Here is a 16,974-nt window from a genome sequence, read left to right on the forward strand (position 1 = left end):
TTATCGATTAGACGCCGTAAGGGATCCACACGTTTTTCACTTGCGACGCATGCGCCAGCACGGCACGGCCACCGCTTTGGGCGGCACTGTACCAGTCGCGGCCTTTGGCGCCACCGACCCAGGTACGCTTCAGGGTACCGGCCGACAGGCGCTCGACTTCCGCGCAACCTTCGGCGGAACCATCATGGCGCCAGACGGCGTCGATGTCGGCGTGTGTGGCCAGGGTGCGCGCCAGTTCATCGGCGTTGCCGCTGATGATGTTGACGACGCCGCCCGGCAAGTCGGACGTGTCGAACACCTGGTACAGGTCCAGCGCGGAGAGCGGATGCGCTTCCGACGGTACCACCACCACGCGGTTGCCCAGCGCGATGGCCGGCGCTACCAGCGAAATGAAGCCGAGCAACGGCGCTTCATTCGGGCAGACGATGCCGATCACGCCGACCGCTTCATTCAGCGCCACGGTGATGCCCTTGGTGGGCGGCTGGTGCGCCAGGCCGTCGTACTTGTCGGCCCAGGCTGCGTAGTAGAACAGGCGCTCGATCGATGCCTGCACTTCCTTCTCCGGATTTTTACTGCCCGTCATGGCGGCGATGCGGGCGGCGAATTCGTCGGCGCGCGCTGCCAGATTTTCGGCGATGTAGTACAGCACTTGCGCGCGGTTGTGCGCCGTAGCGCTGGTCCAGCCAGACGCTTTATGGGCCGCTTCGACGGCATTGCGGATATCTTTGCGGCTACCCACGCCCACTTCGGCCAGCAGCGTGCCATTGGCGCCGAACACGGGTGCGCTGTAGGCGCTGTCAGGGCGCGCCTGCTTGCCGCCAATGTACATCTTGGCCGTGCGGTCGATGGCGAACGGATCGGCTGCCGCCGGTTTCGCGTTGCCTTTAGCCTTGGCTTCCACCACCGGCAGGGCCGGGCGCGCATCTTCGGCCAGGGCCGTCATGTATTCCAGCATGCCTTCGCGGCCACCTTCACGGCCGAAGCCCGATTCGCGGTAGCCGCCGAAGCCGCACGCGGCGTCGAACTGGTTCGCGCTATTGATCCACACCACGCCAGCCTTGATGGCGGGAGCAATGTCGAGCGCCAGGCTGATCGACTCGGTCCACACGCTGGCGGCCAGGCCGTACACCGTGTTGTTCGCCAGCTGCACCGCTTCGGGCGGCGTGCGGAAGCTCATGGCCACCAGCACGGGGCCGAAGATTTCAGCCTGTGCCACAGCAGCCGACGTCGATGCGCCCGTGATCAGGGTGGGCGGGAACCAGGAGCCGTCCGCCGGCAATTCGCACGCGGGCTGCCACACGTCGCAGCCTTCGGCTCTAGCCGAATCGACCAGCGCGGCGATGCGCTGGCGCTGTACCGGGTCGACCAGCGCGCCCACGTCCATCGATTTATCCAGGGGCGAGCCAAGGCGCAGGTTTTCCATGCGCGCGCGTACCTTGTTCAGGAAGCGCTCCTGGATCGATTCCTGCACCAGCAGGCGCGAACCGGCGCAGCATACCTGGCCCTGGTTGAACCAGATCGAGTCGACCAGGCCTTCCACGGCGCCGTCCAGGTCCGCGTCTTCGAAGACGATGAACGGCGACTTGCCGCCCAGCTCCAGCGAGAGCTTCTTGCCGCTGCCGGCCGTCGCTACACGAATCAAACGGCCCACTTCCGTGGAACCTGTAAACGCGATCTTGTCGACGCCAGGGTGGTTGACGATGGCCGAGCCCACGCGGCCATCGCCGGTGACGATATTGACCACGCCGGCCGGCACGCCCGCCTGCACGCACAATTCGGCGAACAGCATGGCGGTCAGCGACGTGAATTCAGCCGGCTTGAAGACCACCGTGTTACCGGCGGCCAGGGCCGGGGCGATTTTCCACGACAGCATCAGCAGGGGGAAATTCCACGGCACGATCTGGCCCACCACGCCGACGGCGCGGTAGTCAGCGAATTCTTCCGACTGCAGTTGCGCCCAGCCAGCGTGATGGTAGAAGTGGCGCGCGGCCAGCGGCAAGTCGATATCGCGCGTTTCGCGGATGGTCTTGCCGTTGTCCAGGGTTTCGAGCACGGCGAACAGGCGCGAATGCTTTTGCAGCAAACGGGCCAGCGCGTACATGACTTTCGCGCGGCCATGGCCGCCCATGCCCTGCCATACGGGCAGCGCGCGACGTGCCGCTTCCACGGCGCGTTCCACGTCAGCGTCAGTGGCTTGCGTCAGCTCGGCCAGCTGCGTGCCGTCGGCAGGATTGGTCGAAGCGAACAGTTCGGCCGGTTCGCTCCAGGCATTGTCGATGAACAGGCCGAATTTGCGCTGGTGGCCGTCGAGCCACGCCTGTGCTTCTTTTTGACTTTCGGGAGCAGGGCCGTAGTCCATAGTAGTGAGAATCTCGTTAATTGTAGGCATGACGAATGTTCTTTAAGGTTGTGCGTGACGATGATTGGCCGAGTAGCTGCCGGTGACGTAGTGCTCGAGCTGGCGCTCGATGTCGGTCAGCAGGCTGGAAGCGCCGATGCGGAACAAATGCGGCTGCAGCCATTCGTTGCCCAGTTCTTCCTTCATCAGGGTCAGGTATTGCAGCGCGCTCTTGGCCGAACTGACGCCGCCGGCCGGCTTGAAGCCCACCTGGAAGCCCGTCTGCTCGTGGTATTCGCGGATCGTGCGCACCATCGTCAGGGCCACGGGAATGGTGGCGTTCACGCCCTCTTTACCAGTGGAGGTCTTGATGAAATCGGCGCCTGCCATCATGCAGACCCACGACGCCTTGGCCACGTTTTCCATGGTCAGCAAATCGCCCGTGGCGAGAATCGCCTTCACGTGCGCTTCGCCGCAAGCCTTGCGGTAAGCGAGCATTTCGTCGTACAGCACTTGCCAGTTGCCGTTCAGGACGTGCTGGCGCGTGATGACGATATCGATCTCGGAAGCACCGGCGGCGACCGACAGTTCGATCTCGCGCAGCTTCGTTTCCATGCTCGTCAGGCCGGCCGGGAAACCCGTCGACACGGCGGCGATGGGCAGGCGGCCCTGGATGACTTTCACGGCCGGTTGAATCATCTCGTGATACACGCACACGGCGCCGGTGCTCAACTCGGTCAAGCCCAGGGCTTCCATCAGGTCGGCGCGCAGCGGGCGCATGGCCTTCATGCACAGGCGTTCCACGCGGCCCGGCGTATCGTCGCCGCCCAGGGTGGTCAGGTCGATCATCTGGATGGCCTTGACCAGCCAGGCTGCCTGGTATTCCTTTTTCACCGTACGGCGGTTCGCCAGGCTGGCGGCGCGGCGGTCTGTCGCGGCGCGGTTGACGCGGATCTGGTTGATCCAGCCCAGGTCGAGGCCAACGGCCTCGTTACGCTTGAATTCGGGGTGCATGAGTGTCATAACAAGCTGGTTCCATTCGCAAGTGGTGGTACGCCAAGGTGCTTGGCGAGGGTTTGGCCAATATCGGAGAAGGTCTCGGAAATGCCCAGTGCGCGCGGGGCGACGCCGGGGCCGAAGAAGATCATCGGTATATGTTCGCGGGTATGGTCGGAGCCGTGCCAGGTGGGGTCGCAGCCATGGTCGGCGGTGATCACGACCAGGTCGCCATCTTTGAGCTTGGCCATGAATTCCGGCAGGCGCGCATCCATTTCGCGCAGCGCATCGGCATAGCCCTCGACGTTGCGGCGGTGGCCGAAAGCCTGGTCGAAATCGACGAAGTTCACAAAAGTGAGCGACTTGTCCTGTACTTCATCGGCCGTCTTCAACAGCGCCTCGAACAACGCCATGTTGTCGACGCCCTTGACGACGCGCGAGATGCCCTGGGTGGCGAAAATGTCGCTGATCTTGCCCAGGCCGACGACTTCGCCGCCAGCATTTTTCACGTGATCGAGCAGGGTCGGTGCGGGTGGCGCGACAGCGTAGTCGTGGCGGTTGCTGGTGCGCGTGTAGTTGCCATTGCTGCCGGTGAACGGGCGGGCGATGACGCGGCCGATGTTGTACGGTTCCACCAGCTTGAAGGCCATTTCGCACACCGCGTACAGGCGTTCGAGGCCGAACGATTCTTCGTGCGCGGCGATCTGCATCACCGAGTCGCCCGACGTATAAATAATCAGCTTGCCGGTGGCGACGTGTTCATCGCCATGCTTGTTGATGATGTCCGTGCCCGAGGCATGGCAGTCACCGAGGAAGCCGGGTACGCCGGACATGGCTTTCAGCTTGTCGGTCAGGTCGGCGGGGAACGACGGCGTGGTACGGGGGAAGTAGCCCCAGTCGAATTCGACGGGCACGCCGGCGATTTCCCAGTGGCCGCTCTGCGTATCCTTGCCGGTGGAGCGCTCGCGCGCCGCGCCGTAGGCGCCGGTAAAGCCGTCGCGCTGGTCGAAGCCCGTGGCCCATTCGCCGCTAGCCAGGTGCGCGGCAGCGCCCAGTCCCAGGCGTTCCATGTTCGGGAGTTTCAAGGTCTTGCCGCTTTTGGCGACAGTGCTGGCAATGTGGCCAAAGGTATTGGCACCTGCGTCGCCATACTTGGCGGCGTCTGGCGTCGCGCCAAGGCCGAAGGAATCAAGCAGGAGGATAAATGCGCGTGACATGATAAGGCTCGCTTTATGGAGTGATGCGGAATGATGCGGACAGTGTAGGCCGGATTTTCCCGGCCTGCCGCGCGGCAGCGCCGGTGGCCGGCGCGCCGCTACTGCGTAAAAAGGTGCTTAGGCTTGCGGCGTAGCCGATACGGTCGCCAGGAAAGCCAGGATCAGCTTGACCAGGTCTTTCGCGCCGATGGCCGCGTATTTCAGGGTTTGCTCGTGCGACAGCGCGAATGGCGACATGCCTTCGGCCAGGTTGGTGATGACGGACACGCCCACCACTTTCAGGTCGCAATGACGGGCCGAGACCACTTCCGGCACCACGGACATGCCGACCGTGTCGGCGCCCAGGCGGGCCATCATGCGGATTTCCGCGGCCGTCTCGAAGTTCGGGCCAGGATAGGCGACGAACACGCCCTCGTGCAGGGTGATGCCGTTCGAGGCAGCCGTCTCCTTGACCAGGTTGCGCAGGTCCGCATCGTAGGCGTTGGCCATGCTGAAGAAGCGCGGGCCGAAGCGGTCGTCGTTCGGGCCGACCATCGGCGTGCCTGGCAGCAGGTTGATATGGTCGCTGATGGCCACCAGGCTGCCGGCGTCCACTTCCGGACGCAGGGAACCGGCGGCGTTGGTGACGAACAGCATTTCGCAGCCCAGCAGTTTCAGGGTGCGGATGGCGCTCGTCATCACGCCCATGCCATAGCCTTCATAGAAGTGGCCACGACCCTTCATGCAGACCACGGCGACGCCCGACAGGGTACCGACCACCAGTTCGCCGGCATGGCCGTGCACGGTGCTGATCGGGAAACCTGGCAATTCGTCAAAGCTGATGCTGACGGCGTCCGTCATCTGCTCGGCCAACACGCCCAGGCCGGAGCCGAGGATCATCGCCACGCGCGGCTTGAAATTTTCAGGAGCGCGGGCACGGATGATTTCGGCGGCGTGGAAAGGGGTGTTGTTCGACATGGTTATCCTCTGATTGACTAATGATGATGGTTGCTGCCTGCGCGGCGGTGCCCGGTGAGGGACTGCGGCCCAGGTATCGGGTATGTATGCTGTTACGGGACTATCGAAATGCGTATGGCTGCTATTTGCCGCCACTATGCATCAAACGGAATATGTATGGCAAATACCATTTTTCTTGCCCATTTATACAATTCAAATATAAATGGCCGATATTATAGTCGAGGTTAGCCCAGGCCTGCCATGGTTGAGAAATGCATGCATACATGCTCCATACGAAGGTTTTTGACATGCGCTGGACACCGGCTTGACACGATAAGGACAAATGTTTACAGTTCCGAACAAATGTTTAAATCTTCAGCGAACACCTTGTGACCGATACCAATAAAAAAGATCAGCTGTACACCCTGATCCGCAACAACCCCTTCATCTCGCAGCAAGACCTGGCGAGCGAGCTGGGATTGTCGCGCTCGGCCGTCGCCGGCCATATCGCCGGCCTCATCCGGGAGCGGCGCCTGCTGGGACGCGCCTATGTGCTGCCCGACAGCCGCCCCGTGCTGTGCATCGGTGCCGCGAACCTCGACCGCAAGATGCGCACCCTGGCAACCCTGCAGATGGGCACCTCGAATCCCGTGCGCTCGGAAGAAGTGTTTGGCGGCGTGGGCCGCAACATCGCGGAAAACCTGGCACGCCTGTCACTCCCCGTGGCCCTGCTGACGGCGCTGGGCGACGATGCGGCCGGCCATGCCCTGCAGGCGCACGCGGAAGACGCGGGCATCGACATGCGCGGCAGCTTACATCTGAGTAACACCAGCAGCGGCACCTACACAGCCGTGCTCGACGAACATGGCGAAATGCTGCTGGCGATGGCCAACATGCAACTCTACGAGCAGCTGACCCCGGCCTTTTTGCACAGCCGCCAGCCGCAGCGCGCTGCCGCCGCCCTCACCGTCTGCGACCTGAACCTGGGCCACGACAGCGTGCAGGCACTGCTGGCCGACGCGCGCCAGGACGCGGCCCACGCCACGCCGCTGGTCATCGTCGCCGTCTCGCAGCCGAAGATGGCGCACTTGCCGCAAGACCTGACAGGCTTGCATCTGCTGATCCTCAACAGGGGCGAACTGGAAACGCGCGTGGCGCGAGCCTTGCCGACGGCGTTTGATGTGCGTGCCGCCTGCCGCGAAGTGCAGCGCCAGGGTGCGCGCCAGGTGATCGTCACCTGCGGCAGCGAAGGCGTGTATTTCACGGATGGCAACAGCCAGGATGCACCTGTCGTGCATCTGGCCGCGCGCGAAGTGGACGCCGTCGACGTGACGGGCGCTGGCGACGCGTTTTCCGCCGCCGTCTGCTGGTCGCTCTACCACGACAGCAGCGATTTGAAACTGGCGTGCCGGCGTGGCCTGAAGCTGGCCGCCATGACCCTGGAATCCGACGCCACCGTCTCGCCCCTGATTTCGGCCGGCGCGCTCGACGACATCGACGACGCCGATCTGGCGCCCCCTCCCCCGACCCTCTTTCAACAGGATTGAAACATGATGCAATTGAATAATTTCCTCTCGTTCTCGCAAGAAGTCCTAGCCGCGCGCGCCGCCGGCAAGGCCATCGTGGCACTGGAATCGACCATCATTTCGCACGGCATGCCGTATCCGCAAAACGTGGAAATGGCGCGCGAAGTGGAACAGATCATCCGCGACGGCGGCGCCGTGCCGGCCACCATCGCCATCATCGACGGCAAGATCTGCGTGGGCCTGTCGCCCGAACAACTGGAATTGCTGGGCACTTCGCCCGACGCCATGAAAGTCAGCCGCCGCGACCTGCCGTTCGTCTTGTCGCAGCGCAAACTGGGCGCCACCACCGTGGCCGCCACCATGATTTGCGCGGAACTGGCCGGCATCGCCGTATTCGTCACGGGCGGCATCGGCGGCGTGCACCGGGGCGCGGAAACCAGCTTCGACATTTCCGCCGACTTGCAGGAACTGGCGCAAACCTCGGTGGCCGTCGTCTGCGCGGGCGTCAAATCCATCCTCGACATCGGCCTGACCCTGGAATACCTGGAAACCCACGGCGTGCCCGTCATCAGCGTGGGCCAGGAAGGTTTTCCTGCCTTCTTCACGCGCGAAAGCGGCTTCAACGCGGATTTCCGCCTCGATACGGCTGCAGAACAAGCTGCCTTCATCGGCACCAAATGGCAGCTGGGCTTGACAGGCGGCGTGATCGTCAGCAACCCGGTACCGGCCGCGCAAGCCATGCCCAAGGAAGAAATCGACGCGATCACCACGCAGGCGCTGCAGGAAGCGGACGCGGGCGGCGTGAAAGGCAAGCAAGTCACGCCATTCCTGTTGTCGCGCATCAAGCAACTGACAGACGGGCGCAGCCTGGCGACGAATATCGCCCTCGTCAAGCACAATGCGCAAGTGGGAACCGAGCTGGCCATTGCCATGCAAGCGGTCGTGGCACGATAATAAGACAGCTGTATTGAAGTGTGCGTACTGCCAGCGGTGCGCACACAGTTCCATCGCCTAGCAAGACGCAACGCCAAGGAAAGCATGTCCATCGATCTGAAACAGTTAAAGTATTTTCTTGCCGTTGCCGAGGAGAAAAGCTTCAGCCGCGCCGCCGAGCGCCTGCATATCTCGCAGCCGCCCCTGAGCCAGCAGATCATGAAACTGGAAAGCGAACTGGGCGTGCGTCTGTTTGCGCGCACCACGCGCACCTTCGAGCTGACCGTGGCAGGCAAAGCGCTGATGAACGAGGCAGCCGACCTGTTGGCCAAGATGCGCATGACCATCGACACCATCCGCCAGATCGACCGCGGCGAAGTGGGCCGCTTGCGCGTGGGCATCGTCGGCTCGGCAATGTGGGGTCCCATCCCCAGCCTGCTGGAAGAATTCCAGACCAAATTTCCCCGCGTCAGCTGGACTATCCATGAATTTGGTCCCACGGTGCAATACGAAGCCTTGCGTGCCAAGCAGATCGACGTGGGTTTCTGGCGCGAACCGAAACTCAACGACGACGACTTGCGTCACGATAATTTACGCCAGGAGCTATGCTTCCGCGAAAACGTGTGCGTGGCTGTCAACGAACACCATCCGCTGGCAAAAAACACGGCCATCGAGCTGATCGACATCGCCCACGAGCCCATGCTCACGCTGAACCTGGACAAGTCGGCCTTTCCCCGCTACCTGGTGCAATGCTGCATCAATGCCGGTTTCGAACCCGTGATTTTCCAGGAAGCGAGCGAACCGCAAACCTTGCTGGCCATGGTGGGTGCAGGCCTGGGCGTGACCCTGGTGCCGGAAACGACGAGCCGCATCGGCTGGCCCGGCGTCGTCTTCCTGCCGATCAAGACCAATCCACCGTCGGCCAACCTGTATATCAGCTACACCACGCTCGACGACGCGCCCGTCGTGCGGGCCTTCCTGAATATCATCAATCCCCCTGCCGTCTAATCTGCAGCACCACCTATTTATATGCGCCGCATATAAATACATAAACAAAAACGTATTTGTCATACATATCTGGCATGATGCATAGTGATCCGCACGCCCATCGTGGCGCCGGCTCCGTGCCTGCCCTGCCCGTCAACTGACGGCGCATCCCAGTCCGCTCCGGCAGCCCTATTCGATGTTGTAACTATAAAAGAGACGGGGCGCGACTGTTGCATGAGCATCACACTGACGACATAAAAGCAGACAAGGCCAGCAATGATCTTGTGCAATACAGTGTAATGTTGATAAGGAATCATCACCTCGTGCATCAAAAACAGGCTAAATCGGCCCCAAATTAGATGTTTCACCTATAAAAAATATACAATATCGATCTTCCAGGAGCCACTCATGAAACTTACACAATTTAGTTTGACGATCGCAGCCATATTTCTGACTGCTCAAGCGTCCGCGGCTACCCCAAAACTGGGTGTCGTGTATGACGCGGGCGGCAAGTTCGACAAGTCGTTCAACCAATCCGCTTTCGAAGGCGCATCGCGCTTCAAAAAAGACACAGGCATTTCCTTCATCGAAGTTCAGGCATCGAGCGATACGCAAGCCGAGCAAGTCATGCGCGGCCTGGCCCGCAAGAAACTCGACATGATCGCCGCCATCGGCTTTGCGCAAACGCAAGCCGTACAAAAAGTCGCCAAGGAATTCCCGAATGTGAAATTCGTGCTGATCGACGGCCAGGCTGCCGGCAGCAACGTCAATTCCGTCGTCTTCAAGGAAGAAGAAGGCTCTTATCTGGTGGGCGTGGCTGCAGCCATGGCCAGCAAGAGCAAGAAGGTCGGCTTCATCGGCGGCATCGATATTCCCCTGATCCGCAACTTCGCCTGCGGCTACGCGCAAGGCGTCAAGGCCGTCAATGCGAAGACGGAAATCACGCAAAACATGGTCGGCACCACGTCCGGCGCCTGGAATGACCCGGCCAAGGGTGGCGAACTGGCCCGCTCGCAATTCGAGCGCGGCGTTGATGTCGTCTTCGCCGTCGCTGGCGGCAGCGGCATGGGCACGCTGCAAATGGCCAAGGAAAAAGGCAAGCTGGCCATCGGCGTTGATTCGAACCAGAACGGTTTGTACCCGGGCAGCATCCTGACTTCGATGGTCAAGCGCGTCGACAACACGGTGTATGACAGCTTCATGGAAGTCAAGAACGGCACCTGGAAGGGCGGCGTCAGCTATAAAGGCTTGAAAGAAGGCGGCGTGGATTGGGCGCTCGATGCGAACAACCGCAAGCTGATTACGCCAGAAATCGAAAAGCGCGTGTTGGGTGCGCGTAAGGACATTATCGATGGCAAGATCAAAGTGATCGATTACCGCGTCGGCAGCAGCTGCCCGGTTTAATTTTTCTCCGTATCTTTTAGCGCGCCGCCGGGGCCTGTCTCCGCGCGGCGCGTTTCCATGAAACTATCCAGTTATGAACCTATGCAGCCAGCAGTAGAATTTCGCAGCATTTCCAAGCAGTTTGGACATGTGAAGGCGAACGCCAATGTCAGTTTCTCCATCGCCAAGGGCAGTATCCACGGTCTGGTGGGGGAAAACGGCGCCGGCAAATCGACCTTGATGAGTATCCTGTACGGGTATTACCGTGCCGACGGCGGAGAAATCCTGCTCGACGGAAAAGTACAGCCTATCCGCAACAGCCAGGAAGCGATCAATCTCGGCATCGGCATGGTGCACCAGCATTTCATGCTGGTCGAGAACTTCACCGTCCTCGACAATATCATGCTGGGCACGGAAGGCGGTTTTCGCCTGGCCAGCCACCGTGCCGAAGCGGAAGCCAAATTGCGCGAGATTTGCGCACGCTACCGCCTCGACGTTGACCCGCTCGCGAAGATCGAAGACCTCTCCGTCGGCGCGCAGCAGCGCGTGGAAATCCTCAAGCAGATTTACCGCAGCGCCAACATCCTGATCCTCGACGAGCCGACAGCCGTGCTGACGGCCCAGGAAACGGCCTCGCTGTTTGAAATCTTGCGCCTGTTCAAGGAACAGGGCAAGACCATCATCCTGATCACGCACAAACTGCAAGAAATCCTGGAAATCACCGATAACGTCACCGTCATGCGCGGCGGCACGGTGGTGGGCGCCGTGGCGACAGCCGGCACGTCGAAAGAGGAGCTGGCCAATATGATGGTGGGCCGCCCCATCCAGAGCCACTTGCCACGCGCGCCCTACAATCCGGGCGCCACGGTGCTGGAAGTGGACGGTTTGCAACTGGCCGACGGGCAACAGGTCAAGCTGCTGGCCGACATCGGCTTCAACTTGCGCGCCGGCGAAATCGTCGCCATCGCGGGCGTTTCCGGCAATGGCCAGAGCGAGCTGCTGGAAATCCTGTCCGGCATGCGCTTGCCGACGTCTGGCAAGCTGCGCTTCCTGGACAAGGACTTGCCGTTTGCCAAGCGCACTGACGCCGATGGCTTGCCGCTGGCCTTCCGCGAGCTGGGCATCGCCCACATTCCGGAAGACCGTTTGCGCGATGGCGTGGTGAAAAATTTCTCCGTCATGCAAAACACCATCCTCGGCTACCAGGACCACCTGAAAAACCGCTGGGGCTTGTTCAACTTCAAGGCCATCGGCGCGCGCTGTGCGCAACTGCTGAAAACCTTCGATGTGCGCCCGGCCAATCCGGACTTGCGCATTGGCCTCTTGTCTGGCGGTAACCAGCAAAAGGTGGTGATCGCGCGCGAAGTGCTGGCCAAGCCGAAGCTGATGCTGGTGGGCCAGCCCACGCGCGGCGTCGATATCGGCACCATCGAAAGCATCCATACGCAATTGCTGGCCCTGCGCGACGCAGGCGTGGCGATCCTGCTGGTGTCCGTCGAACTGGAAGAAGTGCGGGCGCTGGCCGACCGCATTCTGGTCATGTGCGGCGGACGCATCACCGGCGAACTGAAAATTGAAGAATTCGATACCACCCGCATCGGTCTGTTGATGGGGGGAATGCATAAATCATGAATAACGACTTGCCACGCTGGGCGACAGCTTTTGTCATGCCCATGTTAAACCTGCTGTCGGCCTTGCTGGTCGCAGCCCTGGTGATTTATATGCTGGGCGAAGACCCGGCCGAATCGCTGGGTATCCTCGTCAACAGCGCCATCCTTAACCCGGAAGGCTTGAGCTACACCCTGTTCTACGCCAGCACCTTCATTTTCACGGGCCTGTCGGTTTCCGTGGCGATGCAGGCCGGCCTGTTCAATATCGGTTCCGAAGGCCAGATGTATATCGGCGGCCTGGGCTTGACGGTAGCCATGCTGGCCTTCGACCAGACCCTGCCCGCCTGGCTGTTGATTCCCGCGGCCATGATCGGTGCGGCCCTGTTCGGCGCGCTGTGGGGCTTGCTGCCCGGCTACCTCCAAGCCAGGCGCGGCAGCCACATCGTGGTGACCACCATCATGTTCAACTTCATCGCCGCCAGCCTGATGAACTTCATCATCGTGAAGTACCTGATTCCGCCAGGCGAACAGAACACGGCCAGCCGCGTGTTTGCGGAAAGCGGCGAAATGCCGCGCCTCTCCACCTGGTTCCCGTCGCTGGGCGATACGCCGCTGAACATCAGTTTTCTGCTGGCAATCGCCGCACTGGTCATCTACGGCGTGATGGTCTGGCGTTCGTCGTGGGGTTTCAAGCTGCGCGCCACCGGCCTCAACAAGCATGCGGCACACTACGCGGGCGTGTCGATCAGCAAGATGATCATCATCGTCATGCTGATTTCCGGCGCGCTGGCAGGCTTGGGTTCCGTCAATTCCATCATGGGTTCGACGCATTACCTGTCGCTCAATTTCGTCGGTGGCGCCGGCTTCATCGGCATCGCCATCGCCCTGATGGGCCGCCAGCATCCGGTCGGCATCTTTTTGTCAGCCGTGCTGTTCGGCGCGCTGATCCAGGGCGGCTTCGACCTGTCGCTGGAAAAACCGAATATCCCGACGGAAACCTTCATTTTCATCCAGGGCTTGATCATCCTGTTCTGCGGCGCCATGGAAAACTTTTATGCTCCGGCCATTTCCGCCCTGCTCAAGCGCACCAAAGGCTAAACCATGACACTCGACGACTTTCATTTCGCCAGCATCCTGGTATCGACCGTGCGCAATGCGCCCGTCCTGATCTTTGCCGCCATGGCCGGCCTGTTTGCCGAACGCAGCGGCATGATCGATATCGGCCTGGAAGGCAAGATCCTGGCCAGCGCGTTTGCTTCCGCCGCCGTGGCCTACACGACGCAAAACCCGTATTACGGCATGGCTGCCGGCATGCTCGTCTGCGTCGCCCTGGCCCTGCTGCAAGCGTATGTCAGCATCACGCAAAAGGGCAACCAGTTGGTGGCCGGCATGGCCATCAATATCGCCATGAGCGGCCTGACCTTTGTGCTGGCGCAATTTTTCTTCCAGCAAGGTGGCCGCACGCCCGACCTCGGTTCAGCGCGCCTGTTCGACGTCGTCTTGCCGGGCACGCAGTATGTGGAACATATTCCCTTCATCGGCTGGGTGTATGCCCACCTGATCGGCGGCCATTCCATCCTCGTGTATGTGGCATTCCTGCTGATCCCGCTCGTGCACTGGCTGCTTTACCACACGCGTTTCGGCCTGCGCCTGCGTGCCTGCGGCGAAAACCCGCATGCGGCCGACTCGGCCGGCGTAAGCGTGGAAGCGACGCGCTACCTGGCCATGCTGGTGGCCGGCATCCTGTGCTCGTTCTCGGGCGCCTATCTGGCCATCGTGCAAAGCGGCTTCTTCCTGCGCGACATGTCGGCCGGCGCCGGCTACCTGGCCCTGACGGCCATGGTGTTCGGCAACTGGCGCCCCGTCTACACTTTCCTCGGCTGTCTGATGTTCGGCTTCTTCGCCGCCATCCAGATCCAGATCGAAGGCGTGGATTTACCCGTCGTGGGCCGCATCCCCGGCTCCTTGATCCAGATGGTGCCGTACGTGGTCACCGTGATCGTGCTAGCAGGCTTGATGGCGAAATCCATCGCACCGAAAGCTATTGGTATCCCATTTGTAAAATCGCGCTAGTTTCAGCCTACGCTGACAAAAAAGCGAAGCCCGCGGGCTTCGCTTTTTTTATGCCTGTGGAATCTCGTCCAGCGAACAATACACAGGCAAACCCAGACTGCGCGCTACTGTCACCATCTGGTCCGCTCCGCCAGACGCACCACCTATCCGTAGCACGGCATCGCAATGGCTCAGTAAGCGCGTCGCGTGCGCGTGGAACAGGTCTTCATACACGGCATCGCCCACCCGGGTGGAACCAGCCAGCGCCAGCATGGGCAAGGCCAGCCATTCACCGAGCACAGGCATGTGTCCCTTGGCATACAGGGGCAGGCAGACGGCTTCCATGGTCGCCACATTGTGCTGCATCAAGACGGGATCGTCGCCCGTACCGGAACGGTAGGGGCCGGCAATGAGGATTTGCAGGCCAAGTTTGCGCGGCATCAAGTGCAATTGTGCATGCTGCAGCAACATGATGGTCTTGCCATCGCAGATGCGGCCATCGGCCACCATCTGCAGCGCTTGCGCCAGCGGCAATTCCAGCACTTCAATGTCTTCTCCCTCGTGCGCCAGGCCGCCGCCGTCGCCGATGCGGCTGGCAGGGTCGTACTCGGCCACGAAGAAATGCAAGCGCTCCGTCACGGAACCCGGACTCATGAAAGCCTGGAAGATCTTTTGTATCTGCCCCACCCGGTAACCGGTTTCCTCTTCCACTTCGGCGCGGATGCGCTGCTCCGCACTGGCCTCTTCCAGCAAGCCGGCCGCTGATTCGATCAGGAAACCATCGTGGCCTTCGCGGTACGTTGGAAAGCGGAACTGGCGGATCAGGATCACCGTGCGTTTGGCTTTGTTGTACAGCAGGATGGTGGCGCCATCGCCGCGGTCATAGGTTTCCCGCGTCTGCGTTTGCCACTGGCCATCGTGGCGCAGATAATCGAACGTAGTCTTTTGCAATAAATACCAGTCGTGCGACAGGGTTACCACGCCCTGTATGTGTACCCGTTGTTGCTCAGCATTTTCTTCGCGCATAGTGTCCCTTGTGCTTGCATGTACTTGCCTTCGTCGACTTTATCATGCAAACTCGTGCAACATCAAGAAAATATAAGAATACTCAAGAAAACCCATGCTCACACATCAACGCAAACAATACCTGCTGGACCTGCTCCAGCGCGAAGGGCAGCTCGTCGCCAGGGCCGTCAGCGACGCCCTGGGCTTGTCGGAAGACACGATACGGCGCGACCTGCGCGAGCTGGCAAAAGAAGGGCTATTGGAACGCGTGCACGGCGGCGCCCTGCCCTTACTGTTCCGCTCGCCTGCGCTGGCGCCGTTTTCGGCCCGCGAACAGATTTCGCCCGAAGCCAAGCCTGCCATCGGCCGCGCGGCCGGCGCCATGATACAAACGGGACAAGTGGTGTTTCTCGATGGCGGCACGACCGCCGTGCATCTGGCGCGCCAGCTGCCGCAGGACTTGCGCGCCACCATCGTCACGCACAGTCCGTCGATTGCCGTCGAACTGGTGAATCACCCAGGCATCGAGGTGCTGATGCTGGGCGGACGCCTGTACAAGCACTCGATCGTGGGTGTCGGTGCGGCCACCGTGGAAGCGATTGGCCGCATCCGCGCCGACCTGTATTTCATGGGCGTGGCCAGTCTGCATCCGCAAGCGGGCATCACCACCGGCGATTACGAAGAGGCGTGCGTGAAACGCGCGCTGAGCGAGGCGTCAAACCGCACCGTCGTGCTGGCCTCGCCGGAAAAGTTCAACACGTCTTCGCCATTTCAAATCGCGCCCTTGAGCCAGGTCAACGACATCATCGTGCACCGCGACGTGGACGACGCCCTGGTCGCACCCTACCGCGACATGGGAATTAACATCACCCTGGCATGAAAAAAGCGGCCCGCAGGCCGCTTTCGAATCACATCTTTACTGTGGCCAAATCGCCCGCAGCACGGCGGCCAGATGATAGCCTCCCTCAATCAGCTGCTGCTTTGCCAGCGCCGAGCTGGGCACAGGATAATTGTCCGGCACCGTCAAGGACCACACATGATAGACATCGCCCTTGCGGCTGGTCTGCTGCGTGGCCGGACCGGCCACCACGTCCGTGAAAGCAATCTTTGATGCAGCCAGCGAGGCATCTGCCCACTGATACGGCCAGCTGACGGGGTCGCCGCTATTGCCGCTCACCACAGGCGCGCTGGCGATCACCGTCCTGGCGAACTGCTGCGGCGTGCGCGTGCTCAGGCGGCGCATGGCGTAATCGACCACGGTCGTATCCCAATACGAATGCAGGGGCTTGGTGGGCGACTTCGGATAGGCGGGAGCTTTCGCCATGCCTTCTTCCACCGGCAGCGGCGCGGGAATCACGGCGTCCGACAGCGCCGTCATCTTCGCATCGTCGAGCAGCAAGTCGTTGCCGCCGCGCGCATTGAAAATGGCGACGTCGTCGATCTGCCCCTGCGTGTCAGGCACGAAAAACTGGCCATCCTTGCCGAGAAACGCATTGCCAACGTGTAATGGCTGGTGGATATCGCCCACCAGGTGCGTGATCAAAATCAGCGCTTCGCGCTGGCTGAAGCCGTGCGGATTACTGGCCGCATCAGCCTTGCCCTGCAATACCAGGATCGCCTGCTTGAGCGTCTGCACGATATCGTCGTCCGCCGTGCCTACGCCATGGTCATGGTAGTGCGTATTCTGGAACGGCACATTCGTGTAATGGTATTGGCCATGCTTGGGGTTTGCCGCCACATACGTCAGCATTTCCGGCGATTGCGGACCGCAATACGTGCCCTTCACGCAATCGGGCCAGTTGGCGATTTTTTCCAGGCTTTCGCCAGGCAACAGCAATTGGCTGATGTGCGCCTGCGCCGCGCTGCCCTTGAGCAATTGATCGGCGATGGCGCCCACGGCGCGGTGGCCGTCGTTGCCCCAGGCCAGTACATTGCCGGAAGCAAAAGCGGCGCCCAGCGCCAGCACGCTCAACAGTTTTTTCATGTTTGCC

General features: G+C 61.2%; 13 protein-coding genes and 1 pseudogene. 8 read left to right on the top strand and 6 right to left on the bottom strand.

Annotated elements, in window-relative coordinates; translation table 11 throughout:
- Window positions 1-7: 7 nt before the first annotated feature.
- The 4 genes from ACQ4WN_RS18210 to xapA all read right to left on the bottom strand — a co-directional run bounded on the left by ACQ4WN_RS18210 (window position 8) and on the right by xapA (window position 5,508).
- On the bottom strand, window positions 8-2,389 hold the full coding sequence (locus ACQ4WN_RS18210) for an aldehyde dehydrogenase family protein (RefSeq protein WP_436552820.1): 2,382 nt from the start codon (window positions 2,387-2,389) through the stop codon (window positions 8-10).
- A gap of 12 nt (window positions 2,390-2,401) precedes the next feature.
- The gene (gene deoC / locus ACQ4WN_RS18215) at window positions 2,402-3,361 is read right to left on the bottom strand and encodes a deoxyribose-phosphate aldolase (protein ID WP_099665370.1); all 960 of its coding nucleotides are present in this window, start codon (window positions 3,359-3,361) and stop codon (window positions 2,402-2,404) included.
- Entirely contained in the window at window positions 3,358-4,551 is a 1,194-nt protein-coding gene (locus ACQ4WN_RS18220) for a phosphopentomutase (RefSeq protein WP_436552821.1), read from the bottom strand. Before ACQ4WN_RS18220 ends, deoC begins: the two co-directional genes overlap by 4 nt.
- A 117-nt stretch (window positions 4,552-4,668) precedes the next feature.
- Complete coding sequence (xapA, locus tag ACQ4WN_RS18225) at window positions 4,669-5,508, bottom strand: xanthosine phosphorylase (RefSeq protein WP_436552822.1); 840 nt, start codon at window positions 5,506-5,508, stop codon at window positions 4,669-4,671.
- Window positions 5,509-5,876: 368 nt separating this feature from the next.
- Here xapA and ACQ4WN_RS18230 point away from each other — a divergent pair, with 368 nt between their 5' ends.
- The 7 genes from ACQ4WN_RS18230 (at window position 5,877) to ACQ4WN_RS18260 (ending at window position 13,999) form a co-directional block, all read left to right on the top strand.
- Window positions 5,877-7,034, top strand: a complete 1,158-nt coding sequence (locus ACQ4WN_RS18230; protein ID WP_436552823.1) for a carbohydrate kinase family protein — start codon at window positions 5,877-5,879, stop codon at window positions 7,032-7,034.
- Between the two features lie 3 nt (window positions 7,035-7,037).
- Window positions 7,038-7,967 carry a pseudouridine-5'-phosphate glycosidase gene (locus ACQ4WN_RS18235; protein WP_436552824.1) on the top strand — a complete coding sequence of 310 codons (930 nt, stop codon included), beginning with the start codon at window positions 7,038-7,040 and terminating at the stop codon, window positions 7,965-7,967.
- Between the two features lie 84 nt (window positions 7,968-8,051).
- Complete coding sequence (locus ACQ4WN_RS18240) at window positions 8,052-8,954, top strand: LysR family transcriptional regulator (protein ID WP_436552825.1); 903 nt, start codon at window positions 8,052-8,054, stop codon at window positions 8,952-8,954.
- A gap of 387 nt (window positions 8,955-9,341) precedes the next feature.
- Complete coding sequence (locus ACQ4WN_RS18245) at window positions 9,342-10,337, top strand: BMP family lipoprotein (protein ID WP_436552826.1); 996 nt, start codon at window positions 9,342-9,344, stop codon at window positions 10,335-10,337.
- A gap of 81 nt (window positions 10,338-10,418) precedes the next feature.
- Window positions 10,419-11,948, top strand: a complete 1,530-nt coding sequence (locus ACQ4WN_RS18250; RefSeq protein WP_436552827.1) for an ABC transporter ATP-binding protein — start codon at window positions 10,419-10,421, stop codon at window positions 11,946-11,948.
- Window positions 11,945-13,024, top strand: a complete 1,080-nt coding sequence (locus tag ACQ4WN_RS18255; protein ID WP_436552828.1) for an ABC transporter permease — start codon at window positions 11,945-11,947, stop codon at window positions 13,022-13,024. Before ACQ4WN_RS18250 ends, ACQ4WN_RS18255 begins: the two co-directional genes overlap by 4 nt.
- A gap of 3 nt (window positions 13,025-13,027) precedes the next feature.
- Window positions 13,028-13,999: an ABC transporter permease gene (locus ACQ4WN_RS18260; protein ID WP_086145100.1), complete on the top strand. Its 972-nt coding sequence runs from the start codon at window positions 13,028-13,030 to the stop codon at window positions 13,997-13,999.
- Between the two features lie 420 nt (window positions 14,000-14,419).
- Here ACQ4WN_RS18260 and ACQ4WN_RS18265 read toward each other — a convergent pair.
- A pseudogene (locus ACQ4WN_RS18265) lies at window positions 14,420-15,004 on the bottom strand (NUDIX domain-containing protein); the annotation flags it as partial.
- Window positions 15,005-15,098: 94 nt separating this feature from the next.
- Between ACQ4WN_RS18265 and ACQ4WN_RS18270 the strand changes: the two are divergent.
- Window positions 15,099-15,863, top strand: coding sequence for a DeoR/GlpR family DNA-binding transcription regulator (locus ACQ4WN_RS18270; protein ID WP_436552829.1), 765 nt, complete (start codon window positions 15,099-15,101; stop codon window positions 15,861-15,863).
- A 36-nt stretch (window positions 15,864-15,899) separates the two neighbouring features.
- Here the strand turns inward: ACQ4WN_RS18270 and ACQ4WN_RS18275 are convergent, their stop codons facing one another.
- A complete protein-coding gene (locus ACQ4WN_RS18275; RefSeq protein WP_436552830.1) occupies window positions 15,900-16,967 on the bottom strand; it encodes a S1/P1 nuclease in 1,068 nt (355 codons plus the stop codon).
- Between the last annotated feature and the right edge of the window lie 7 nt (window positions 16,968-16,974).

It is taken from the genome of Janthinobacterium pasteuri, assembly GCF_051380775.1.
In the GTDB taxonomy this organism is placed as follows: Bacteria; Pseudomonadota; Gammaproteobacteria; order Burkholderiales; family Burkholderiaceae_D; genus Janthinobacterium.